General features: G+C 69.4%; 20 protein-coding genes. 6 read left to right on the forward strand and 14 right to left on the reverse strand.

Translation table 11 applies throughout. The features are described 5' to 3' along the window. Positions 1–27: 27 nt before the first annotated feature. Positions 28–813, reverse strand: a complete 786-nt coding sequence (locus tag VF106_RS25320; RefSeq protein ID WP_330842323.1) for a metallophosphoesterase family protein — start codon at positions 811–813, stop codon at positions 28–30. A 9-nt stretch (positions 814–822) separates the two neighbouring features. Beyond that, positions 823–1,212 carry a polyketide cyclase / dehydrase and lipid transport gene (locus VF106_RS25325; RefSeq protein ID WP_330842342.1) on the reverse strand — a complete coding sequence of 130 codons (390 nt, stop codon included), beginning with the start codon at positions 1,210–1,212 and terminating at the stop codon, positions 823–825. A gap of 123 nt (positions 1,213–1,335) precedes the next feature. On the opposite strand from VF106_RS25325, the gene VF106_RS25330 reads away from it, so the two are divergent. Beyond that, positions 1,336–2,445, forward strand: coding sequence for an AMP-binding protein (locus VF106_RS25330; RefSeq protein ID WP_330842324.1), 1,110 nt, complete (start codon positions 1,336–1,338; stop codon positions 2,443–2,445). 284 nt (positions 2,446–2,729) lie between these two features. Here the strand turns inward: VF106_RS25330 and VF106_RS25335 are convergent, their stop codons facing one another. The 5 genes from VF106_RS25335 to VF106_RS25355 form a co-directional block, all read right to left on the reverse strand. After that, positions 2,730–3,863: a glycosyltransferase family 4 protein gene (locus VF106_RS25335; protein ID WP_330842325.1), complete on the reverse strand. Its 1,134-nt coding sequence runs from the start codon at positions 3,861–3,863 to the stop codon at positions 2,730–2,732. 9 nt (positions 3,864–3,872) lie between these two features. Further along, positions 3,873–5,216 carry a hypothetical protein gene (locus VF106_RS25340; RefSeq protein WP_330842326.1) on the reverse strand — a complete coding sequence of 448 codons (1,344 nt, stop codon included), beginning with the start codon at positions 5,214–5,216 and terminating at the stop codon, positions 3,873–3,875. 71 nt (positions 5,217–5,287) lie between these two features. Next, entirely contained in the window at positions 5,288–6,322 is a 1,035-nt protein-coding gene (locus VF106_RS25345; protein WP_330842327.1) for an NlpC/P60 family protein, read from the reverse strand. 482 nt (positions 6,323–6,804) lie between these two features. Then, the gene (locus VF106_RS25350) at positions 6,805–7,020 is read right to left on the reverse strand and encodes a hypothetical protein (protein ID WP_330842328.1); all 216 of its coding nucleotides are present in this window, start codon (positions 7,018–7,020) and stop codon (positions 6,805–6,807) included. A gap of 696 nt (positions 7,021–7,716) precedes the next feature. Continuing rightward, complete coding sequence (locus VF106_RS25355) at positions 7,717–9,063, reverse strand: NYN domain-containing protein (RefSeq protein WP_330842329.1); 1,347 nt, start codon at positions 9,061–9,063, stop codon at positions 7,717–7,719. A gap of 73 nt (positions 9,064–9,136) precedes the next feature. Here VF106_RS25355 and VF106_RS25360 point away from each other — a divergent pair, with 73 nt between their 5' ends. Then, positions 9,137–10,864, forward strand: a complete 1,728-nt coding sequence (locus VF106_RS25360) for a DEDD exonuclease domain-containing protein (protein WP_330842330.1) — start codon at positions 9,137–9,139, stop codon at positions 10,862–10,864. 22 nt (positions 10,865–10,886) lie between these two features. Next, positions 10,887–11,282 (forward strand): NUDIX hydrolase, encoded by a 396-nt coding sequence (locus VF106_RS25365; protein ID WP_330842331.1) that lies wholly within the window; start codon positions 10,887–10,889, stop codon positions 11,280–11,282. 248 nt (positions 11,283–11,530) lie between these two features. Here VF106_RS25365 and VF106_RS25370 read toward each other — a convergent pair whose 3' ends face one another. From VF106_RS25370 to ctaE, 5 genes are all read right to left on the reverse strand, one after another. Continuing rightward, positions 11,531–12,313, reverse strand: coding sequence for a serine hydrolase (locus tag VF106_RS25370; protein WP_330842332.1), 783 nt, complete (start codon positions 12,311–12,313; stop codon positions 11,531–11,533). Between the two features lie 137 nt (positions 12,314–12,450). After that, positions 12,451–14,130 carry a cytochrome bc1 complex cytochrome b subunit gene (gene qcrB / locus VF106_RS25375; RefSeq protein ID WP_330842333.1) on the reverse strand — a complete coding sequence of 560 codons (1,680 nt, stop codon included), beginning with the start codon at positions 14,128–14,130 and terminating at the stop codon, positions 12,451–12,453. After that, entirely contained in the window at positions 14,127–15,254 is a 1,128-nt protein-coding gene (gene qcrA, locus VF106_RS25380; RefSeq protein WP_330842334.1) for a cytochrome bc1 complex Rieske iron-sulfur subunit, read from the reverse strand. The genes qcrB and qcrA overlap by 4 nt, the downstream gene beginning before the upstream one ends. Then, positions 15,251–16,048 carry a cytochrome bc1 complex diheme cytochrome c subunit gene (gene qcrC, locus VF106_RS25385; protein ID WP_330842335.1) on the reverse strand — a complete coding sequence of 266 codons (798 nt, stop codon included), beginning with the start codon at positions 16,046–16,048 and terminating at the stop codon, positions 15,251–15,253. Before qcrC ends, qcrA begins: the two co-directional genes overlap by 4 nt. A 55-nt stretch (positions 16,049–16,103) precedes the next feature. Next, complete coding sequence (gene ctaE, locus VF106_RS25390) at positions 16,104–16,715, reverse strand: aa3-type cytochrome oxidase subunit III (RefSeq protein WP_330842336.1); 612 nt, start codon at positions 16,713–16,715, stop codon at positions 16,104–16,106. A gap of 162 nt (positions 16,716–16,877) precedes the next feature. Here ctaE and VF106_RS25395 point away from each other — a divergent pair, with 162 nt between their 5' ends. After that, the gene (locus tag VF106_RS25395; RefSeq protein WP_330842337.1) at positions 16,878–17,285 is read left to right on the forward strand and encodes a hypothetical protein; all 408 of its coding nucleotides are present in this window, start codon (positions 16,878–16,880) and stop codon (positions 17,283–17,285) included. Next, positions 17,282–18,325, forward strand: coding sequence for an anthranilate phosphoribosyltransferase (gene trpD, locus VF106_RS25400; protein WP_330842338.1), 1,044 nt, complete (start codon positions 17,282–17,284; stop codon positions 18,323–18,325). The genes VF106_RS25395 and trpD overlap by 4 nt, the downstream gene beginning before the upstream one ends. A 176-nt stretch (positions 18,326–18,501) precedes the next feature. Here trpD and ctaF read toward each other — a convergent pair whose 3' ends face one another. Together ctaF and ctaC are read right to left on the reverse strand one after the other, a co-directional pair. After that, positions 18,502–18,903: a cytochrome c oxidase subunit 4 gene (gene ctaF / locus VF106_RS25405; protein WP_330842339.1), complete on the reverse strand. Its 402-nt coding sequence runs from the start codon at positions 18,901–18,903 to the stop codon at positions 18,502–18,504. A 16-nt stretch (positions 18,904–18,919) separates the two neighbouring features. Further along, entirely contained in the window at positions 18,920–19,888 is a 969-nt protein-coding gene (gene ctaC, locus VF106_RS25410; RefSeq protein WP_414639059.1) for an aa3-type cytochrome oxidase subunit II, read from the reverse strand. 200 nt (positions 19,889–20,088) lie between these two features. On the opposite strand from ctaC, the gene asnB reads away from it, so the two are divergent. Next, on the forward strand, positions 20,089–22,011 hold the full coding sequence (gene asnB, locus VF106_RS25415; protein ID WP_330842340.1) for an asparagine synthase (glutamine-hydrolyzing): 1,923 nt from the start codon (positions 20,089–20,091) through the stop codon (positions 22,009–22,011). Positions 22,012–22,148: the final 137 nt, after the last annotated feature.

Here is a 22,148-nt window from a genome sequence, read left to right on the forward strand (position 1 = left end):
GCCCGGGAGGTTACCCGAGCGTAAGGTTCACCACCGCAGCACGTAGGGCCGCCCGGTGCGCTGGAAGTGTCCGACGTTCGCGCACTCGGTGTACGCGACACGCATCCTCGGCGTGAGCGGCTGGTGCACGTGCCCGAAGACCGCCCAGCGGGGCTGCTGTTTCACGATCAGGTCAAGCAGCGACGGCGAGCCGTACTCGAACCGGCGCGCCACCGCGTCGTAGGTCAGCTCCGGCACGTCGGGCGGCACGTGCGTGCACACCACGTCCACGTCCGACAGTCGCGCGATGCCGGCGGCGAAGTCGTCCTCGGTCCGCAGGTACGGCCGGAACACCCCGGGCCGGCGGGCCGGCACGCCCGGCGGGAGGAGCGCGCCGCCGACGAACCCGAACCGCAGCCCGCCGATCTCGGCCACCTCGCCGTCGAGCATGTGGACCCCGTCACGGGAGAACTCCGGCCACAGGTCGGGCGTGTCGACGTTGCCCGGAGTGGCGTAGGTCGGCGCGCTCATGGCCGCGAACAACCGGGCGTACTGCTCGCGCACCGCCTCCTCGACGATCTGTGCCGCGTCGCCGACGCTGCCCCACAGCGCGCGGGCGAACGCGGGCAGCTCCGCCGGGCGTTCGCGCCGCAACCGCGCGAACTCGCTGACCGTCTCGGCGCCGAACAGCGAGCCGAGGATGCCGCCACCGTGGTCGTGGTAGTCGACGAAGTCGATCAGGTCACCCAGTACGACGAGCGCGTCCGCGCCGTCGCCGGCCCGCGCGAGTGCCTCGGCGTTGCCGTGCACGTCGGAAACCACGTGAACCCGCATACGTACGAGTCAATCATTTCGGGGCGCGACGCCGGGCGGCCTGCCGTCCTCCAGGACGAACTTCAGATCGAGCGCGACGGCCTTGGCCGCGCGTTGCCGACGGCTGATCTCCCTCAACGGCTTGCCGGCCCCGCCGGGCGGGAAGTCGGCGCGCAGGAAGTAGTGCAGGACCGTGCCGTCCAGCACGGGCTCCAACCAGACCTCCATGGTGCCGACCAGCGCGCCGCGCACGGTCCACCGCAACCCCTGCACGCCGCGGTCGGCGTACACGGCGAGGTCGAGATCCGGCCAGTACCGGCTCCAGGCTCGCGGGTCGGCGAAGGCGGCGGCCACCGTCGCGGGCGGCACGGCGAGGAAGGTCTCGTCGATCACGTCAACAGCGGGCACGGCGTGCAGCATGTCACGCCGTGCGCCGGCCGGACCACCTCGCTCGGCCGACCACGCGAGGAGGCCGGACGAAGTCCGTCCGATCGACGCCGCCCGAAGGCGCACCGCGCTGTCCGGCGCGCTAGTTTTCCTTGTGTGACCGACGAGGAGAGCCTGACCGACATGGTCTGGGCGAATGCCGAGCGGTTCGGCGCCACCATCGGGTTCCGCCGCCGCGACGGCGGCTCGTGGGTGGACGTGACCACCCGCGAGTTCGCCACACAGGTGCTCGGCCTGGCGAAAGGCATGATCTCGGTGGGGCTTCGGCCGGGGGACCGGGTCGCGCTGCTGTCCGGTCCGCGGTACGAGTGGTCACTGTTCGACTTCGCCTGCTGGTCCCTCGGCTGTGTGACGGTGCCGATCGACTCGACCTCCACAGCGGCGGAGGTCGAGTGGATCCTGTCGGACTCCGGGGCGTGCGCGGTGGTCGTGGAGACCACGGAGCACCGCGAGACGGTCCGGCGGGTCGTGGACCGGCTGCCCGAGGTCGTGTGGGTGTGGCAGCTCGACGGTGGCCGCAGCGGTGACGAGGACGTGCCGTCCGCGGTCGCGGAGCTGTCCGCGCTCGGCACCCAGATCTACGACGACCGCGCCCACGAGCGCCGTTTGGCGGTACGGGCACACGACCTCGCGACGATCGTGTACCCGTCGCGGGACCACCCGAAGCGGACGGAGTTCACGCACGGCGACCTGCTGGCGGAGATCCGGGCCACGATCGCCGCGCACCCGGCGCTGCTGCGGGCGGGCAGCTCGCTGCTGGCGCTGCTGCAGCCGGCCGACCTGCCGACGCGGATCATCACGCTGGCGTGCGTATACACCCGCGCGACGCTCGGCCAGCTGGCCGGCGGCGAGGATCTGCTCACGGACCTGGGTGTGTTCCGCCCGCGGGTGATCGTGGCGGACGCCGAACTGCTGGGCCGTTTCCACGACGCGGCACGGTCCAGGGCGTACACCGACGGCAACATGGCGGTGTTCGACATGGCCGAGTCGGTGGCCGTCGCGTACGGCGCGCTTGGCGGCGTGGCCCCACTCGGCGTGCGGCTGAAACACGCGGTGGCAAGCAGGATCGTGTACCCGAAGCTGCGTGCGGCGTTCGGCGGGCGGTGCGTCGCGGCGTTCACGTCCGGCGAACCACTCGACGCGAGCCGGGTGAACTTCTTCCGCGGCATCGGCATAGGCGTACACGAACTAACCCTGCCGGTATAGCGAGGCTTGGCCTCCGGCCCCCGGTTCGAGCCTCTCACGGAGCACCGACATTCCCGACGCGCGCGGCCGCCTTGTCCACAACCCCCGCGTGTCCAACATTCCCGACCGGTGAGTTCAACATATCGAGCATGCGCGATTTGTTGAACTCACCGGTTCCGAGTGTTGGACACGCGGGTCCTGAATGTTGGACACGCGAAAGTTGTCCACAGCCCGCCCGGGCGCCGCGGGTTTTTGTCGGTGCCTTGCCGTAGCGTGGAACCGGGGGCCGGAGGCCGGGCCTGCGGTCAGAAGGCTGAGCCGTCCAGCAGTTTTGTCAGGCGGGCCGCGATGTCCTCCCACTGCCAGTGCCGCGACACCCAGCGTCGGCCCGCCTCGCCCATCTCCGTCGCCATGGTCGGGTCCGCCAGCAGGTCGCCCACGGACTTGGCGATGGCCGGCAGGTCGCGGCCGTCGACGACGTTGCCCGTCACGCCGTCCAGAACCGTCTCCGGCGCGCCGCCCGAGTTGCCCGCCACCACCGGCAGACCGGACGCGGACGCCTCCAGGTACACGATTCCCAGACCCTCGACGTCCAGACCGCGCCCGTGTGTCCGGCACGGCATCGCGAACACGTCCCCTGCGACGAAGTGCGCCGGCAACTCCTCCCACGGCACCCGGCCCGTGAAGACCACATTGGACGACATGTCCAACTGCTCGGCCAGCACGCGCAGGCGGTCCTCGTACGGACCGCCGCCCACCAGCAGCAGCGCCGCCTCCGGCACACGCTTCCGGATCGCCGGAAGCGCGCGGATCAGCATGTCCTGCCCCTTGCGCGGCCACAGTCGGGACACGCACACCGCGGTCGGCCGGTCGCCGAGGCCGTAACGGGTGCGGATCTCCTTGCGGGCGGCGAAGTCCGGCCGGAACTGCTCGGTGTCCACCCCGGACGGCAGGTACTCGAGTGCCGCACGGGGACCGAAAGCCGGCGCGAAGCGGGAGCGCGTGTACTTGCTCACAAAGGTCACGACATCAGTGGTCCTACCAATGCTCCGCAACGCGTGCCGCGCGCCCGGCAGCATCGACCAGCCCACCTCGTGCCCGTGTGTACTCGCGATCACCCGTCGCGCGCCGGCCGCACGCAGGGTCGGCGCCAGCAGCGCGAGTGGCGCGGCGGCGCCGAACCAGACGGTGTCACACCCCTCCGCGCGCAGGACTTCCCTCGCCCGCCGGACAACTCCCGGGGTGGGCAGCATCAGGCTCGACCGGTGCCGCACGACCGGGAACGGCTGTGCCGCGTCGAACTCCCGCGCGCCATCCCATGCCGGCGCGTACACGACGAGATCCTCGGACGGCAGCCGCGTGGCGAGAGCGTGCAGGTAGGACTGGATCCCACCGGGACGGGGCGGGAAGTCGTTGGTCACGAGCAGGGTCCGAGTCACCGACAAACCCTACTTGAGAGTCTCCCGGAGGTAGGACTGCCAGCCCGCCACGAGCGCCGCGCGGTCGACACCGATCACCTCGCGCAGCATCCGATCGGTCTCGCTCGCGGAGACCGGCCCGGCCCCGGCCAACTCGCGGTACACGGCGATCAACGCCTGCTCGCCGTGCCGGTCCGCGATGTACCGGGCGAGCGACCAGCTCTGCTGGTACGCGAGATCGAGCTCCGGGCCGCGGGACCGGAAAGCCCGGTCCTCCGGCAACGCCGCGGGTGGGCCGTCCTGACGGACCGCCTTCGCCAGGTCGGGCGCGCCCTCGGCGAGGGTCACGCCGCTGTCGCGGTACCCGACGTAGTCCGCGAAGCCCTCCAGCAGCCACGTCGGCGAGCCATCGACGGTGTCCGCGCGGGCGGCCAGGTGCGTGATCTCGTGCCGCAGCACGATCCGCAGCGACGCGATCGAGAGCGCCCGCACTCCGGACGGGCTGAGCACCACCCGCTGCCCCGCGACGGTCCGGGTCTTGTTGTCCACCCGGTCCGCGACCGCGACCGCGACGACCGACTCGACGGGGAAGTCCGGTCCGACGAGCGCGCGCATCTCCCCCGGCGAGTCCGGCAGCATGACCGCCACCCGCTGCGACCACGACGTCGGCCACAGCTCGCTGACCGCCCGCACCGAGGAGTCCAGGTCGCGCACCAGCCGGTCCACCATCGGCTCGCTGCCGGGGTGGCTCAGGATGATGCCGGACTCGGTGGTGGTGACCACGCACGGCGCGAAGTCCCACGGGCCGCGCCACGTACGCCGGCCGAGCCCGTCGAGCGAGGTGTCGGATCGCAGGTACCAGGTGTCGCCCTGGCGGGCGAACAGGTAGCCCATGGCCCGGTCGGTGGGGATGAGGTCGGCGCCCCGCAGCGCGTACCGAAGGTCAACGGCCGGCGCCCACAGCTCGTCGGCCAGCTCGGCGCTGTCGGTCAGGCCGGAGACGTCGAGGGTGTCGTCGGGGTTGAGCCGGTAGCTCCACTCGTCGAACGGGACGCCGGCGAGGTTGGTGAACAGGCGTCGCTGTGCGGCGACGAACTCCGGGGCGGCCTTCGGGTCGATGGTGGCTAGGAACGACTGTTCGTCGCGGGTCAGCACGGCCTGCGCGCGACGCTTCAGCAGGTCGGTGACGGCGTCGGCGCGGTCGGCGTCACCGACGTGCGGGGCGGGGCTGACCGCGCCCAACGGCTGGCCGGGACCTCCGGTCGAACCGGATTCCGGGGTGGTGCCGGGTAACGAGGCGAGCGTGAGACCCCACAGCACGGCGACGGCGACCGCCGCGCCAAGCCATGCCCGGATCTTCGCTCTGCGCTGCACACCGAGCATGTTATGGGTAGACACGACTCGGGGCCGGCACGGACAACCGTGCCGGCCCCGAATGTCTGACGTCAGGGAGCGATCCGCTTCGCGCCCAGGTAGTCCCGACCGCCGCCGTACGGGGCGTCGTCGACCTTCACCGGCGTGCCGGTGGTCGAGGCGTGGACCAGCTTGCCGTCACCGATGTAGATGGCAACGTGGTGGATGGAGCCTGCGCTGCTGCCGTAGAACAGCAGGTCACCGGCCTTCCACTGGCCCTGGGCCACGGACACGCCATAGCCGTACTGTGACCGGCTGGAGTGCGGGAGGCTGATGTTGACCTGCTTGTAGGCCCACATCGTGAGACCGGAGCAGTCGTAGTTGTTCGGGCCGGCCGCGCCCCACAGGTACATCTTGCCGCGCTGGGTCATGGCCGCCTGCGCCGCCTGACCGCCCGCGCCGGCTGGGCCGATGTAGGCGCCGATGTCCTCGCCCTCGAGCGAAGTCTTGTCCGCACCGGACAGCTGCTGGTAGGCGTCCTCGGCCTGTTCGATCTGAACGTCCAGATCGGCCTTCGTCTTGGTGATCTGGTCGGTCAGCGTCTGGGCCGCCGCCTGCGCGTCGGTGGCGCGCTTCTGGGCGTCCTTCGCCTTCGTCTCGGCGTCCGACGCCTGCGTCACCGCCGCGCTGAGCTTGGAGAGCGCCTCTTCGTTGTCGGCCGCGAGGACACCGAGCGCGGACGCACGCTCCAGGAAGTCGTCCGCCGAGTCACCGGTGAGCAGCGCCGACAGCTTGTTGAACCGGGCGCCCTGGAAGGACGCGGCGGTCAACTGGTCGACCGTGCCGCGGTAGGCCTCCTCGTCCGCCTTCGCCTGCGTCAGCGCGGCGTTCGCGGCGTTGAAGTCGTTGTTGGCCTGCGCCAGCTCAGCGTTCTTCTTGTCCAGGTCGGTCTTCGCGGCGAGCAGTTGCTCGTTGACCGCGGAAGCCTGCTCCGACAGCTGCTGGTACTTCGCCATCGCCTCGGAGGCGGTGTCGGGGGGCGGCGGCTGCTGGTACGTGATGGGAAGCGCGAGCGCCGGACCCGGCACGGAGAAGATCATCGCCGCGGCCGCGGCCGTCACACTCATCCCGGCACGGATTGCGCGCTTGGTTCTTTGCGACGCCACGTTGGGCGTGTCTCCCTTACATCCGAACCGCCGACCGGGTGGCGCATTTTGACAAGGGACTACCGCAGCAGCGACGGTCCATCGTCTGCCCCACCCACCGTGGGGGATCCGGTCCAACCACCCGGACGCGACGTTCGCTCCCCGCGAGCATCACTTCAAGGTGGCCAGCTTCGGCGGCGATCCCGCGTAGGGCCCTCGGGGTGGGCCGCTGCCGGCCGCGAGATCTCGGACAGGTTACGAAACGCTTGACGATGCGTCTACCTGGCCCGCCCAAAAAATTGCCGCGAAGGCCGTTTAACACCAACGGAGCAGCGCCAACTTCGGTCTGTGGCCATGGCAACACCTCAGTTCACCGGCTTGTGGGAACTCCGTCACACCGTTCGGCGATTCTCACGACCGCTCGGCGACACACCGGCTTAGTCCGGGCGCGCCGGACAAAGCGGTCACGCCGATTTGTCAATGGGCTCCAGCCGAAGCCGCGGCACGATCCCTGCGCGACCGAGCGCGTCGATGGCACGCTGCTCCACAGCGTCGATCTCGACGTTCGGCGGCACCCCGAGCAACACGCTCACCACACAGTCTCCGCAGGCCAGCCCACGGACCACACAGCTGTCGCAGTCGATGATCATCCCCGGCTCCTCGTCCTGTTTGCGCCTCATGTCCGGGAGGTTATGACCGAGCACCGACAATTTCGGGTTCACGCAGGTCAGACCAGCCTTTTGGGCGCGCGATAACAGCTCGCCGACCCCTCGACACCGCCCACCGAACGCGGCGAGATGGAATGAACCGAACAAACCGCGGCTCCGTACAACATTGGTGCGTTCTACGCGGTGGACCACCATGATCACGAAAGTCGAGCACCGCGGCCTGGAGGGCTCGCGGTGACCCTCGCCGACTATCCCCAGGGCGATCATGGCCACGAGCCCTGTCGCGCCCGACTGATTGAGCGCATGAGTGTCCCATTCGCTCGCACTCGCGTGAGAAAGTTGTCCACAGGCCCCCGCGACCAGGGGTTTTGTCCCTGCCGGTTGGTACGATGGCCTCGGGGTGGCCCCCCGGGTATGGGCGGGGGATGCCTACGCAACCATCTGTGTTGGCGTTGATCAACGAATTCGAAAATCGGCTGGCGACCTTTGTGATCTTGGTCACCTCGCGCCCGTGAGTCCCGGCGGCGTGGTGAAAAGGGAGCCTTCCTCACCGTGGCCACGATGAAGGACGCATCCTTCCTCACGCGGCCGCCGGCTCGAACCGCCGACCATCGCGACAAGGAGTGAGGCCGCGGGTCGCGCAGGTTGGACTGTGGAGCGCGGCCAAAAGATGTCCCGGCGGCCGAGCGTGCCGGCGAGTCAGAGCACCTAGCTGCGGCCGAGGCGTGCCAGCAGCACCGCTGAGGGCACCGGGTGGGCGCCACGACGACGGACCGAGTCGGCCACCGCGCGGTCGGAAGTCACCACGACCACCGGGCGGCCTTCCGGCTCCGCGGTGACCAGTGCGCGGATCACGTCGTCCGCGAGGACGCCCGGGTCGCTGAACAGCACACGCACGCCGCGGGGCGCGGTCGTCGGCACGGCGACCACGCCGGCGCCGTCGAAGACGAGTGTGACCTCGGCCGAGGTGCGGGCCGCGAGTGCGGCCAGCTGCCGGATCAGGCGCTCGCGCTGCTCGGAGAGGGACAGCTCGGGGTAGCCGGTCTTGGTGACGTTGTAGCCGTCCACGACGAGGTGCACGGTCGGCAGCGTCAGCAACCGCTCGAGCGCTGCCGGGTCCTCGACGCGGCTCACCGACCCGTGTGCCTCCGTCGCGCCGCGCACGAGGTCGGCGGGGCGTGGGCCGGCACCGCCGAGTGCCAGCTCACGACGGAGTCCGGTGACCGCGCCGTCGAGCGTGTCGACCAGCAACGCCAGCCGCACCTCGTCGGCCTGGCGCGCCTCCCGGGCGGACTGTCGGGCGATCTCCGCGTCCGCCTCTGCCCGCTCGGCACGGGCCCGTTCCGTCTCGGCCCGTTCGTGTTCGCGGTCGCGCTGCTCGGTCAGCGCCTTCACCTGGGCGGCCGCCTCGCCGCGGACCTGGTCGATCTCGACGCTCGCGTTCGCGGCCTCGTCCTTGGCCGCCCGGACCCGCACGCCCTGCTCGCGCAAGCGTTTGCGCAGCCGCTCCAGCTCCACCTCGCCCTCGACGCGGACGCGGTCCACCGCGCCCTGCACGGCGTCCAGTTCGGCACGAACCTTCGCGAGTTCGGTCTCGGCACGCTCGGCTCGTGCCATGGCGGCGTCGCGCTGGGCGCGCAGACCCGCGTCGGACGCACGGCGCGACACCAGCTCCAGGTAGTGCGGTGCGGTGTCCTCACCGAGAAGAACCGCCGCGGCGGCTACCGCGGCGGCGTCGTCACCGGTGAGGTCGAGCGCGGCAGGCCGGTGCTCGCGGCACCACTCGACGACCGCGGTGCGGAACGCGGCCGAGTCCCGCAGGCTCGTGATGATCCCGCCGGCGCCCAACCTGGCCCGCTTGGCGGGCGTGAACCTGGCGACCGCACGCAGTTGCTGGGGCACGTCGACCTTCGGCAGCGCGCCGAGCGCGTCCGCGCCGATCTCCGCGATCCGTGCGCGGACGGCGTCGGGCAGCGCGGTCCAGTCGACAGTGGACTCGCCGTCCGGCTCGGACGGCTCGTCCACCGGATCGACCGGCTGGATCGACGGCACCATCTCTCCAGGTTAGTCCCCTGGTGGGAAGGCCACCGTCCGGGTTTTGTCGGTGCGCTCGGCTAACTTGCCCGGCATGACGAAACCGGGGGCGGGCGGCCAGCTCGCGTTCGACGAGTTGGGCACCCCGTTGCGTGCCACGACCTTCGTCGTGTTCGACCTCGAGACCACCGGGGTCAGCGACGAGGACACGATCACCGAGTTCGGTGCCGTGAAGGTGCGGGCCGGCGAGGTGCTCGGTGAGTTCGCCACGCTCGTCGACCCCGGCCGCGGCATCCCGCCCGAGGTGGTGGCGCTGACGGGGATCACCAACGCGATGGTCTATTCGGCGCCCCGGCTGGACGCGGTGTTACCGGCGTTCATGGAGTTCGTGGGTGGCGCGGTGCTGGTGGCGCACAACGCCGGGTTCGACGTCAACTTCATCCGCAAGGCGTGCGAGCGGCACGGCTACCGCTGGCCGAAGCCGGCCGTGGTGTGCACGGTCCAGCTCGCGCGCAGGGTGCTGACCAGGGAGGAGGCCCCGAGCTGCCGGCTGTCCGCGCTGGCGGAGCTCTTACACGCCACCACCAAACCCACACACCGGGCACTGGCGGACGCCCGCGCGACGGTCGACGTCTTCCACTCGCTGCTGGAGCGCGTGGGATCGATCGGCGTGCAGACCCTCGAGGAGCTGCGCGACTACATCCCGGACGTGACACCGGAGCAGCGCCGCAAGCGGTCGATGGCCGCGCACCTGCCGGCCACGCCAGGGGTGTACCTGTTCCGCGGGCCGGGCGAGGAGGTCCTGTACGTCGGCACGGCGAAGGACCTGCGCCGGCGGGTGCGGCAGTACTTCACGGCCAGCGAGACCCGCCGCCGGCTGCGCGAGATGGTGGCGCTCGCGGTGCGGGTGGACCACGTCGAATGCGCGCACGCGCTGGAGGCGCAGGTGCGGGAGCTGCGGCTGCTGTCGTCGCACAAGCCCGCCTACAACCGGCGCTCCAAGAACCCGAAGCAGTCGTGGTGGCTCACGCTCACCGACGAGCCGTTCCCGCGCCTGTCGCTGGTGCGCACGCCGAAGGACGGCGCGTTCGGCCCGTTCCGCTCCCGGGGACTGGCGGAGGACGCGATGGTGGCGCTCCAGGACGCGACGGGCCTGCGGCCGTGCACGATCCGGATCGCGGCGCGGCGGGCGAACGGGCGGCCGTGCGCGCTGGCGGAGCTGTCGCGGTGCGCGGCGCCGTGCGCGGGGCGGCAGACGGTCGAGGAGTACACGCCGGCGGTGTCGTCGTTCACCGGGCTGGTCGCCGGCCGGCTGCTGGAGCCGCTGCACGTGCTGGAGCGGCGGCTGGACGCGCACTCGGCGGCGGAGCGGTTCGAGCAGGCACGCTTCGACCGCGACCGGCTGACGGTGCTGGTGCGCGCACTCGACCGGGGGCAGCGGCTGGCCGCGCTCGCCGCGGTGCAAGAGATGATCGCGGCCCGCCCGGACGGCAACGGCGGCTGGGAGTTCGCGGTGGTGCGCCACGGGCGGCTCGCGTCGGCGGGGGTGGCTCGGCGTGGGGTGCCTCCGATGCCGGTGGTGGACGCACTGGCCGCGTCGGCGGAGACCGTCCTGCCGGGCGAGGGCCCCTTGTACGGCGCGCCCGCCGAGGAAGTGGCTCTGGTGCTGCGTTGGTTGGATCGACCGGGGACACGGATGGTCCGGTGCACGCAGCCCTGGACCGAGCCGGCCTTGGCGGCCGCCAGCTGGCGCGGCTGGCTGAACAGGGCGGACGCGGCCCGCGACAGGGAGATGGCATGGGCCACGGCCCTCTCGACATGACGCGCACGGCAGGATGACGACGATGACCATCGACAAGATCGCCTGGATCCACCTGGACGACGGCCGGATCCTCAGCACCAGGTCCCGCGGCAAGAACGTCTACTACCTCCCCGGCGGCAAACGCGAGCCGGGCGAGACCGACGTCGACACCCTCGTCCGGGAGGTCGACGAGGAGCTGGCGGTCACCATCAACCCCGCGACGGCCGAGCACCTGGGCACGTTCGAAGCCCAGGCCCACGGCCACGCGGACGGGGTGCTGGTCCGCATGACCTGCTACACGGCCCACCACGAGGGCACACCGGTGCCCAGCAACGAGATCGAGGAGATCGGCTGGCTCACCTACCGCGACCGCGACCGGGTGTCCCCCGTCGACCAGATCATCTTCGACCACCTGCACCGAGCGGGGCAGCTCAACTAACGCTGTGATCAACTGTCTTCGCTGACTCGCTCGGACGGGACGCAGGAAGCCCCGCGCAGCGGACAGGCGAAGCCCCGCGCAGCGGGCGAACCCTTGCCTTGGCGCCGCGAAAGGTGGGCGGTTCGAGTTGACGGCCACGCGATGAAGCGTCCTTCACCGCGCCCCACGGTGAGGAAGTCCTCCCTTCACCACCCTGCCGAGTGGCGAACCTTCGCGGTCACAGCGCACGCGCGCCGGGACGTCAGCGGTCAGAACCGGCCGGCGAACAGCAGTTCCGACACGTGCGTCACGGTTTCGCGGCCCTCGTCGTAGCCGCCCTCGCCGGACAGGTTGTTCATGACCGCCAGTGTGTAGCGCTCGTCGGGGCCCGCGAAGCCGACCGTGTTCATCACCCAGCCGCCCTCCTCCTCCGACCAGCCGTTCTTGTTGCCGGGCTGGGCGGCCGGGCCGGCGCCCCACACGCCCCACTGCTGGTCGGGGTCCACGTTCCGCATCTCGCCGACGATGTAGGACCGCTCGTCCGGTGGGAGGTCGGTCAGCACGTAGTGGATGAGCCGGTCGAGGTCGTCCGGTGTGCACTTCTGGAAACCCCAGTAGGGGTAGTAGTCCGAGAAGCCCTTCTGCGGCTCCAGCGACGTCATCCCGTAGGCGGGGAGGTTCCTGTTGTACGCCATGTGGTCGCCACCCGCGTAGCGGCGCCACAGGGTGTTCGCCGCGTCGTCGTCCGACGAGTGCAGCATCGCGGCGATCAGGTCGCGGTCGGCTTTGGTGAGGGTGATCTCGCCGTCGCGTTCACGGGTGAACAGGTCGACCACCATGCCGAGCTTGATCGTCGACGCCGTCCACGTCAGGTCGCCGGCGTGGTCGTTGCGCCACACGGCGCCGGTCACCATGTCGTGCAGTACGACGCCCGTCGTGCCGGGCCGGCTGTCCAGGTAGGACTGGACGGCGGCGATCCTGGTCTGGAAGTCGCAGTCGAAGCCCACTGCCGGCTGCGCGCAGCTCGGTGTCGGCGATGGCGTGGTGACCACGGTCGATGCCCTCCCGGGTGGCACGCGCTCGGCTGACGCGGATTTGGACGGCGCGGGTTCGGGCGAAGCGGACGTGCAACCGGCAACGCCAAAGGCGGCCGCCGCGATGAACGCGGCGGCCGCCATCAGACGTAACCTCACAGCTGCTTTGACGGATCGTCCTGTGTCTTCGCCACCGATGTGCCTGTCTCGGCCGCACCGGACTCCAGCTCGGCCGCGCGTGCGTGCTCCGCGGCACGGGCCTTGGCCAGCGCCGCCGTCTCCTCCGGCGGGTCGGGCCGCAGCAGCGAACCGGCGACCGGTTCGCCGGCCGAACCGAGCTTGTTCATCTTCTTCGGCACCGGCGTGCCCTGGTACTCCAGCGCGATCGGGTGGCCGTGCTCGTCCACGCCGGCGAGCGGCTGGTGTACCTCGATGAACTCACCGTGCGGCAGCCGCTTGATGATGCCGGTCTCCACACCGTGCTCAAGCACCAGGCGGTCGGACCGCTGCAGGCCCAGGCACAGGCGGTACGTGATCGCGTACGCCAGCGGCGGCAGGACCAGCAACCCGATGCGGCCCATCCACGTCGTCGCGTTCAGCGAGATGTCGAACTTCTCGGCGAGCACGTCGTTCGCGGCGGACAGCAGCGACACCATGAAGAACGTGATCGCCATGACGCCGAGGCTGGTGCGCACCGGCACGTCACGCGGCCGTTGCAGCAGGTTGTGGTGCGCGTAGTCCTTGGTGAACTTCCGTTCGATCCACGGGTAGACGCCCGCGACCGCGGTCAGCAGCGGTAGACCCATCATGAACGGGAAGAACGGCGCGGGAATCGTGTAGTTCCCGAGGTAGACCTCCCACGCCGGCCACATGCGGAGCAGGCCGTCGGTCCAGCCCATGTACCAGTCGGGCACGGTGCCCGCCGATACCTGCGCCGGCGAGAACGGACCGAAGTTCCACACCGGGTTGATCTGGAACAGGCCGCCGAGCAGCGCGGTCACACCAACGACCACGGCCATGAAGCCGCCGGCCTTGAGCGCGAACACCGGCATGATGCGCACGCCGACGACGTTGGTCTCCTTGCGCCGCACACCGGGGAACTGCGTGTGCTTCTGGTACCACACCAGACCGACGTGGACACCGATCAGCGCGAGCAGGATGCCCGGGATCAGCAGGACGTGCAGGGTGTAGATCCGTGGGATGAGCTCCGTGCCGGGGAACTCGCTGCCGAACAGCAGCCAGTGGATCCACGTGCCGACGACCGGGAAGGACATCAGCAGGCCGGAGGTGATGCGCATACCGGCGCCGGACAGCAGGTCGTCCGGCAGCGAGTAGCCGAAGAGGCCCTCGAAGCAGCCCATCATGAAGATCAGGATGCCGATGATCCAGTTGACCTCACGCGGCCGGCGGAACGCACCGGTGAAGAACGTGCGGAACATGTGGATCGTCAGCGCCAGCATGAACAGCAGCGCCGACCAGTGGTGCACCTGGCGCACGAACAGGCCGCCACGCACGTCGAACGTGATGTACAGCGTCGACTCGTACGCCCGCGACATCCCGAGACCACGCAGGTTGTCGAACGAGCCCTGGTAGGTCACGTGGGCCATCGACGGGTCGAAGAACAGCGCGAGGTAGGTGCCGGACAGCAGCAGCACGATGAAGCTGTACAGCGCGATCTCGCCGAGCAGGAACGACCAGTGCGTCGGGAAGACCTTGTTCAGCTGCCGCCGGATGCCGCCGGAGAGGTGGTAGCGGTCGTCGGCCCACTTGGCGGCGCCACCGGCCGCGCGCATGACCACATTGTCGGGCTTCGTCGGCGTCGTGAGTCCGCTCATGACTTCCGCTCCCAGTAAGCAGGTCCGATCGGCTCGATGAAGTCACCGGTCGAGATGAAGTAGCCAGTCTCAGGGTCGACCGTGATCGGCAGCTGCGCAAGCTTGCGGGTGGCCGGACCGAACACCGGCTTGGCGTACTGCAGCGCGTCGAACTGGGACTGGTGGCAGGGACACAGGATGCGGTTGGTCCGCTGCTCGTACAGCGAGGTCGGGCAGCCCAGGTGGCTGCAGACCTTTGTGTAGGCGTAGAAGTCGCCGTAGTTGAAGTCCTCCTGGCCCTCGTGCTTGACCACCTTGGCCGCGTCCTGCGGCCGCAGACGGATCAGCATCACGGGGGTGTCGCCAAGGCGGAGGATGTGCTCCCACTCCTCGTGGGTGTCGGTCTCCCGGTACGGGAACACCGTGTCCATCGCGCCAGCGTCCATGTCCTCCGGCCGCACCAGCGAGATCTCGTCGTTGCCGGTGACGCGGCGCAGGAAGACCTTCTCGCCCTCCTCCTTGTGCTGCCACGGCGTGTGGAGCAGGCCTGCCGCGTTGGCGGACTGGGCGTGCGGGTTGCGCAGGAGGCTGCCCAGCGGGAGGGCGGTCAGCGCGAGGCCGAGCACACCTCCACCGAAGGCGAGCGAACGCTTGATCATCGGCCGGCGGGCGATCGAGCTGCGGTTGCCGGCGTCGGCCAGGTTGGCGAGGATCGTCGCCTTGTCCAGCTCGCCAGACCCGCCGTCGTGCCGCTGCTGCACCGCGACCTCGTGCGGGATGAACTTCCGCGTGTAGTTCAGGATGCCGACGCCGACGGCGGTGATCGACAGGCCCAGCGTCAGGCCGATGACCGGGGTGTACAGCGAGTACATGAAGTCGCCGTCCTTGCCGGGCGCCACGTACTGGGCCGGCCACCAGATGAAGGCGGCGACGAACGCGAGGCCCGAGAGACCGGCGAGCGCGAACCAGAACGCGACCTGGCGCTCGGCCCGCTTCTCGGCCCGAGTGCCCTTGACCGGCCACGGGTCCGGGTACTCGACCAGCTCGACACCGTCGAGCTTGTTCCCGAGCTTCACCAGCTCGTCCCGGGACATCTGCGCGAGCTCCTCCTCGCTCGGCAGGTCCGCAGGCTTGTCCGTACTCATGCTTTAGCCCCGATCCACAACGTGACGCCAAGGAGGGCGACGATCCCCACGACGAACGCGATGAACCCTTCCGACTGGGGACCGAGTCCACCGATCGGGCTACCGCCAGGGTTGTTGTTCCCGTCCGTCACCGACTTGACGTAGGCGATGATGTCCTTCTTCTCCTCCGGCGACAGCTGACGCTCGGAGAAACGCGGCATGTTCTGCGGGCCCGACAGCATGGCCGCGTAGATCTCGTCCTCCGTGACGCCGTCCAGCGCCGGCGCTTCCTTACCGGACGACAGCGCACCGCCACGGCCGGTGAAGTTGTGGCAGGAGGCGCAGTTGAACCGGAACAGCTCGCCACCGCGGGCCGGGTCCTCGCCGCGCAGCTCCGCGCCGTGCTCCGACGGCATCTCCACGCCGCCGCCGTTGGCCTGGATGAAGGCGGCCACCGCGTCCACCTCGGCCGGCGTGAGCACGCGCGGCTTCCTCGGCATCTGCGAGGTCTGCCCCATCGCCGGCATGCGGCCGGTCGAGGTCTGGAAGTACACGCTAGCCTCACCGACGCCGACGAGGCTCGGGCCGCGGTCCTTGACCCCCTCGAGGTTGGCGCCGTGGCAGCTGATGCACGTGTTGTTGTAGATCTTCTCGCCCTCGCGCACGATGGCCGGGTCGTCCTGAGCCTGCGCGGTCTGTGGCTCCGGGACGAGCACGCTGTACCCCGCGCCGACGCCGATCAGCGCGAAGCCCAGCGCCAGCAGGCCCGCGACGCGGCGCCGGAGCTTCGTGCGTGCCCGTTGTTTCTTGGTCATTGTGCGGCAACCTCTGATGTCAGTTCGGACCCGGCGGGGTGGTGGCTACGCCGCGTCACGGCACGAAGTAGATCACGGTGAACAGACCGATCCAGACGATGTCCACGAAGTGCCAGTAGTAGGACACGACGATCGCGGACGTGGCCTGCGCCGGCGTGAACTTGCTCATCTTCGTGCGGGCGAGCAGGTACACGAACGCGATCAGGCCGCCGGTCACGTGCAGTCCGTGGAAGCCGGTGGTCAGGTAGAAGACCGTGCCGTACGCCGAGGACGGGATGGTGAGTCCCTCCTCGATGAGCGTCCGGTACTCGTTGGCCTGGCCCAACACGAAGAAGGTGCCCATGACCAGGGTGACCGTGTACCACCGGCGCAACCCGTACACATCACCTCGCTCCGCCGCGAACACACCCATCTGACAGGTGAGGGACGAGGCGACCAGCACGATCGTGACAACGAGCGCGTATGGCACGTCGAGATGGAACGGCGGCGGGGGCCAGTGGCCGGTGTCGTTCTGCGCCTTGACGGTGAAGAACATGGCGAAGAGGCCGGCGAAGAACATCAGCTCGCTGGCCAGCCACACGATCGTGCCGACGCTGACCATGTTGGGCCGGTTCAGCGAGTGCACACGCTGGCTGATTGAAGGCGCTGCTGTCGTCACGCGAGGCATTATTGCCTCTCCATTCCCCGGTCAGCAGATCGGGTCCGGACGTGACGGTAGATCGTCGGGCACGGCCGACCACCTGCGCGTGGTCTGTCGGTGCCCGATAGCATCCAGGTGTCCGGACCTGCCCCTTTTTCAGGTCTTCGCCGTCCCGCCGGAGGCACCGCCATGAGCTCCCCGCTGAAGATCCTCGTGTTCAGCCACCGGCCGGAGGTCCGGGAGAGGATTGTCACAGCCGTGGGGCGTCGGCCGGCTCCCGACCTGGGCCGGGTCACGTATCACGAGTCGGCCACGATCGCCGACGTGCTGATGGAGATGGACGCCGGCGCCGTCGACCTCGCGATCCTGGACGGCGAGGCCCAGCCGACCGGCGGGATCGGCCTGTGCCGGCAGCTGAAGAACGAGATCGACAACTGCCCGCCGATCGTGATCGCGATCAGGCGCAAGGACGACCGCTGGCTCGCGACGTGGTCACAGGCCGACGCGGTGCTGGTGCACCCGCTCGACCCGCTGGCCGCCGCCGAGACGGTCGCCGACGTGCTGCGCAACAAGCAGCTTCCCGTCGTCCAGGGGTGAGATCCGTGACCCAGACCTGGCCCGGCCTGCTGGGCCGGCTCGTCGCAAGCGAGGACCTGTCCACCGACGACACGTCGTGGGCGATGGACCAGATCATGACCGGCGAGGCCACCGGTGCCCAGATCGGCGCGTTCGTGACCGCGCTGCGGTCGAAGGGCGAGACACCCGCCGAGGTGGCCGGCATGGCCGCCGTGATGCTGTCGCACGCCCGCCGTGTGACGTTGGACAAGCCGGCCGCGGACGTCGTCGGCACCGGTGGTGACCAGTCCGGCACGGTGAACATCTCCACGATGAGCGCCCTGGTCACGGCGGCCGCCGGGGTGCCGGTGGTCAAGCACGGCAACCGGGGCGCGTCGTCACGCTGTGGCGCCGCCGACGTCCTGGAGTCACTCGGCGTGGTGATCGACCTGCCGCCGGCGGGCGTCGAGGCGTGCGTGCGTGAGATCGGCATCGGTTTCTGCTTCGCCCCCGTTTTCCACCCGGCGTTCCGGCACGCGGGCCCCGCACGCAAGGAGATCGGCATCCCCACGGTGTTCAACCTCATGGGGCCGCTGACGAACCCGGCTCAGCCGGCGTCGGCCCTGGTCGGGTGCGCACACCGGGGCCTGGCACCCGTGGTGGCCGAGGTACTGGCCTCCCGCGGCTTCTCGGTACTGGTCGTCCACGGCGACGACGGCCTGGACGAGATCACCACCACGACCACGACGACGGCGTGGGTCACCTCCGGCGGCACGGTCCGCGAGACCTCCATCGACCCGGCGGCGCTCGACGTACCACTCACGACCGCGGCGTCCCTGAAGGGCGGCGACGCGGCGACCAACGCGGCCGTCCTGAGGTCCCTGATCGCCGGTGAGACGGGTCCGGTGCGCGACACGGTGCTGCTGAACGCGGCTGGTGCCATCGCGGCGTTCCGCGGCTTCTCGACCGACCTGACGGCCGACCTACGAGCAGGCCTGGAAGCAGCGGCGGAAGCCGTGGACTCCGGCCGCGCGGCCAAACTGCTGGACCGCTGGATCACGATCAGCAAAGACCTGGCCTGAAGCTGGCCCCACCGCCCGCGCGGCGATGTCAACGGACCAACCAACCCACCGTGCTGGGGGTCCGGGGGCGGGCCCCCGGCTGGGGGTGTGGGGGCTCGGCCCCCACAAGACACAACGAAGGCCGACCCCAGCGAAGGTGGCGCAGCCACCGAGCAGGGTCGGCCTTCGGCCAAGCGTTAGTCCGTCGCGTTCGGGCGGGTGTGGTACTCGAAGACCAGGCCGCCCACGGCGGCGAGGACCAGGATGAGTGCCACGACCAGCAGCCATACCTGCCAGAAGGCGATCGAGATGGCCGCGAGGCCGCCGGACGCGGCGATGGCGACCGGCCAGTAGCTGCCGGCCGAGAAGAACCCGACCTCGCCCGCGCCGTCGCTGACCTCGGCCTCCGAGTTGTCCTCGGGGCGGCGCCGGACGCGGCGGGCGACGAAGTGGAAGTACGACCCGATGATCAGCGAGAGCCCGCCGGTCAGGATCAGGCCCACGATGCCGACCGGCTCGTGTGACCAGAAGCCGTAGACGATGGCGGCGAGGAAGAAGAACGCCGTCGTGATGTCGAAGAGCCTCGCTTCGACCTTCATGATTCTTCTCCTCCGCTCAGTTCGACGAGGTACGCGCGGTGCGGTCGCTGTTGAACGGTGACGTCGTCGTCGCGGTCGGGCTGCACAGCTTCCCGCACGACGGGTCGTCCCGGCCGAGCTCGGCCAGCGCCTCCGCGGCCGTGTACGGCTGGCCCGTGTCGCTGTTGGTCGACACCCGAAGCTCCATGTACTGGTCGAACCGCTCCTGGTCCAGCACCCTGACCTCGAAGTTCATGCCCGAGTGGTAGGTGCCGCACAGCTCGGCGCAGCGCCCGACGAACGAGCCCTCTTTGTCGATCGAGTTCTGGAACGTGTTGTCCTGGTTGTTCTTCTCCGGGTACGGGAACACGTCCCGCTTGAAGTTGAACTCCGGCACGAAGAAGGAGTGGATGACGTCCTTCGCGCGCAGGTTGTAGTGGATGGTCGACTTCGAGGGCAGCACGAGCAGCGGGATCTCGGTGGTGCTGCCGGTGGTGGTGACCAGGTCGCCTTCGGAGGTACGCGGCTCGATGCGCTGGCCGTCGGCGTTCTCGTACTCGTTGTACGTGAACTGCCAGTTCCACTGGAAGGCCAGGACGTCGACGTTCACGCCGACCTCGTCCTGCGGCTCCTCCGCCAGCACGTAGTTCTGGGTCGTCACCGTGAAGTAGAACAGGATCACCACGATGATCGAGGGAACGCCGGTGTAGATGGCCTCGAGGAAGTGGTTGTACTGGAACTGCTTGGGCAGCTTGTCGCTCTTCTTGCGATGCGCGACGACCGGCCACAGGATCAGCGCCCAGACGATCACGCCGACGATGAGCGAGGCGATGACCGACCACGTCCAGAAGTCACGCATCCGCTCCGCCTGGGGCGTGATGGCCTCTGGCCAGCCGAAGCGCAGGACCTCGCTGCTGGAGCAGCCGCTCGCGGTCATGGCCACCAAGCCGACGAGGCCACCGATGGTGGTCAGTCGCGATGCCCGCGAACGCGTCGTTCCGCCCACTGCGCGATCCCTCCTAGTAAGACCGGTGATCACAGCGCACGAGCGTAGCCGAGAGGCCCACGCCACACCTGCTCAGGGTCGGCGTGAGCAGGCGGTCCCGGGCACCTGCCACGGAGCGCGGCGAGGCCGCTGTCACCGCTTGCGGCAGACAGCCATACTTGCCATCGGCAAGCACTCGACGGGGAAGGTAGTGCCGAACTGTGTGCGGACTGCTTGGTGTGGTGTGCCCGACCGAACTGGAAGCCAATGCGACCAGGGACGCGGTGGCCGCGGCCATGCGCTGCCAGCGACACAGAGGACCCGACGAGAGCGGCACATGGGCCGGTGACGAGGTCGTCTTCGGCTTCAACCGCCTGTCGATCATCGACGTGGAGCACTCCCACCAGCCGCTCCACTGGAGCCCGGCGGGGGTCCAGGAGCGCTACACCCTCCTGTTCAACGGCGAGATCTACAACTACCTCGAGCTGCGCCAGGAGCTGATCGAGAAGCACGGCGCGACGATGCGCACGCACGGTGACAGCGAGGTCATCGTCGCGCTGTACCACTACCTCGGTCCCACGGCGGTCCAGAAGCTCCGTGGCATGTTCGCGTTCCTGATCTGGGACTGGCGCAAGCGCGAGATCTTCGGCGCGCGTGACCCGTTCGGCATCAAGCCGCTGTTCTACTCGGCGGGCCCCGGCGGCGTGGCGTTCTCGAGCGAGAAGAAGGCGCTGCTCGAGCTGTCCCCGAAGCTGCGCCTGGCGCAGACGCTCGACCGGACGGCGCTGCAGCACTACCTGACGCTGCAGTACGTCCCGGAGCCGGAGACCCTCCACGAGGAGGTCAGGCGGATCGAGTCGGGCACGTCGTTCACCATCTCCCCCGGCGGTGAGCTGCGCACCAACCGGTACTTCTTCCACACCTTCCGGCCAACGCCGGTGCGTGGCGCGGAGGAGAAGCTGTACGACGAGATCGCGGACGTCATGCGTGACTCGGTGGCCAAGCACATGCGCGCTGACGTGACGGTCGGCTCGTTCCTGTCCGGCGGCATCGACTCGACCGCCATCGCGGCGCTGGCGAAGGAGCACAACCCGAACCTGGTGACGTTCACGACCGGCTTCGAGCGTGAGGGCTACTCGGAGGTCGACGTTGCGGCCGAGTCGGCGGCGGCCATCGGGGTGAAGCATGTCGTGAAGACGGTCAGCCCCGAGGAGATGATGGAGTCCCTCCCGCTGATCGTCTGGTACCTCGACGACCCGGTGGCCGACCCGGCGCTCGTGCCGCTGTGGTTCATCGCGAGAGAGGCCCGCCGTCACGTGAAGGTGGTGCTGTCCGGCGAGGGCGCGGACGAGCTGTTCGGCGGCTACACCATCTACAAGGAGCCGATCTCGCTCGCCGCGTTCGAGAAGGTCCCCGGCGCTCTGCGCAAGGCCATGGGCTCGCTGTCCACGAAGCTCCCGGAGGGCCGGCGCGGGAAGGACCTGCTGCGCCGGGCGGCGCTGTCCCTGGAGGACCGCTACTACGGCAACGCGCGCATCTTCCGCGACGACCAACTGCGAGCGGTGCTGAAAACGTTCGACCCGGCGATCAGCCACAAGGACGTGACGGCTGGCCCGTACCGCGAGTCCGAGAACTGGGACCCGGTGACCCGCATGCAGCACGTGGACCTGTTCACCTGGCTGCGCGGCGACATCCTGGTCAAGGCCGACAAGGTCACGATGGCCAACTCACTGGAGCTGCGGGTCCCGTTCCTGGACGCGGAGGTCTTCAAGGTCGCGGCGAAGATCCCGTCCGAGGAGAAGATCACCAAGGAGACCACGAAGTACGCGCTGCGGCAGGCGATGCGCCGCATCGTGCCGGAACACGTGCTCAACCGCCGCAAGCTGGGTTTCCCGGTCCCCATCCGCCTGTGGCTCAAGGACGAGATGTACGACTGGGCCCGCCAGATCATCCTCAGTTCGGAGACCGACGAGGAGATCGACAAGACGGCGGTCATGCGGCTGCTGGAGGACCATCGCGCGGGCGCCCTGGACCACAGCAGACGCATCTGGGCTCTGCTGGTCTACATGCTGTGGCACGGCATCTTCGTCGAGAAGACCATCCAGCCCCGCATCCCGGAACCGCACTACCCGGTGAAGCTCTAGTGTCCTGAGTCATTAGTTCGTCGGTAGTTGGTAGAGTGTGGGCGTGCCGAGCCCGAAAGTCGCCCCGGTGGTGTTGTCCGACGAGGAACGTAGCGTCCTGAGTGGATGGTTACGTCGACGGAAGACGGCGCAGGCGT

It is taken from the genome of Actinophytocola sp. (assembly GCF_036378875.1).
Taxonomy (GTDB): domain Bacteria; phylum Actinomycetota; class Actinomycetes; order Mycobacteriales; family Pseudonocardiaceae; genus Actinophytocola.

Bases quoted from the DNA above. Each gene is read 5' to 3' on its own strand.
- ctaF (WP_330842339.1), bottom strand. From the start codon at position 18,903: ATGAAGGTCGAAGCGAGGCTCTTCGACATCACGACGGCGTTCTTCTTC.
- VF106_RS25360 (WP_330842330.1), top strand. From the start codon at position 9,137: ATGACGAAACCGGGGGCGGGCGGCCAGCTCGCGTTCGACGAGTTGGGC.
- qcrB (WP_330842333.1), bottom strand. From the start codon at position 14,130: ATGAGCGGACTCACGACGCCGACGAAGCCCGACAATGTGGTCATGCGC.
- VF106_RS25355 (WP_330842329.1), bottom strand. From the start codon at position 9,063: ATGGTGCCGTCGATCCAGCCGGTCGATCCGGTGGACGAGCCGTCCGAG.
- qcrA (WP_330842334.1), bottom strand. From the start codon at position 15,254: ATGAGTACGGACAAGCCTGCGGACCTGCCGAGCGAGGAGGAGCTCGCG.
- VF106_RS25350 (WP_330842328.1), bottom strand. From the start codon at position 7,020: ATGAGGCGCAAACAGGACGAGGAGCCGGGGATGATCATCGACTGCGAC.
- VF106_RS25395 (WP_330842337.1), top strand. From the start codon at position 16,878: ATGAGCTCCCCGCTGAAGATCCTCGTGTTCAGCCACCGGCCGGAGGTC.
- VF106_RS25365 (WP_330842331.1), top strand. From the start codon at position 10,887: ATGACCATCGACAAGATCGCCTGGATCCACCTGGACGACGGCCGGATC.
- VF106_RS25345 (WP_330842327.1), bottom strand. From the start codon at position 6,322: ATGAGTGTGACGGCCGCGGCCGCGGCGATGATCTTCTCCGTGCCGGGT.
- VF106_RS25325 (WP_330842342.1), bottom strand. From the start codon at position 1,212: ATGCTGCACGCCGTGCCCGCTGTTGACGTGATCGACGAGACCTTCCTC.
- ctaE (WP_330842336.1), bottom strand. From the start codon at position 16,715: ATGCCTCGCGTGACGACAGCAGCGCCTTCAATCAGCCAGCGTGTGCAC.
- qcrC (WP_330842335.1), bottom strand. From the start codon at position 16,048: ATGACCAAGAAACAACGGGCACGCACGAAGCTCCGGCGCCGCGTCGCG.
- VF106_RS25320 (WP_330842323.1), bottom strand. From the start codon at position 813: ATGCGGGTTCACGTGGTTTCCGACGTGCACGGCAACGCCGAGGCACTC.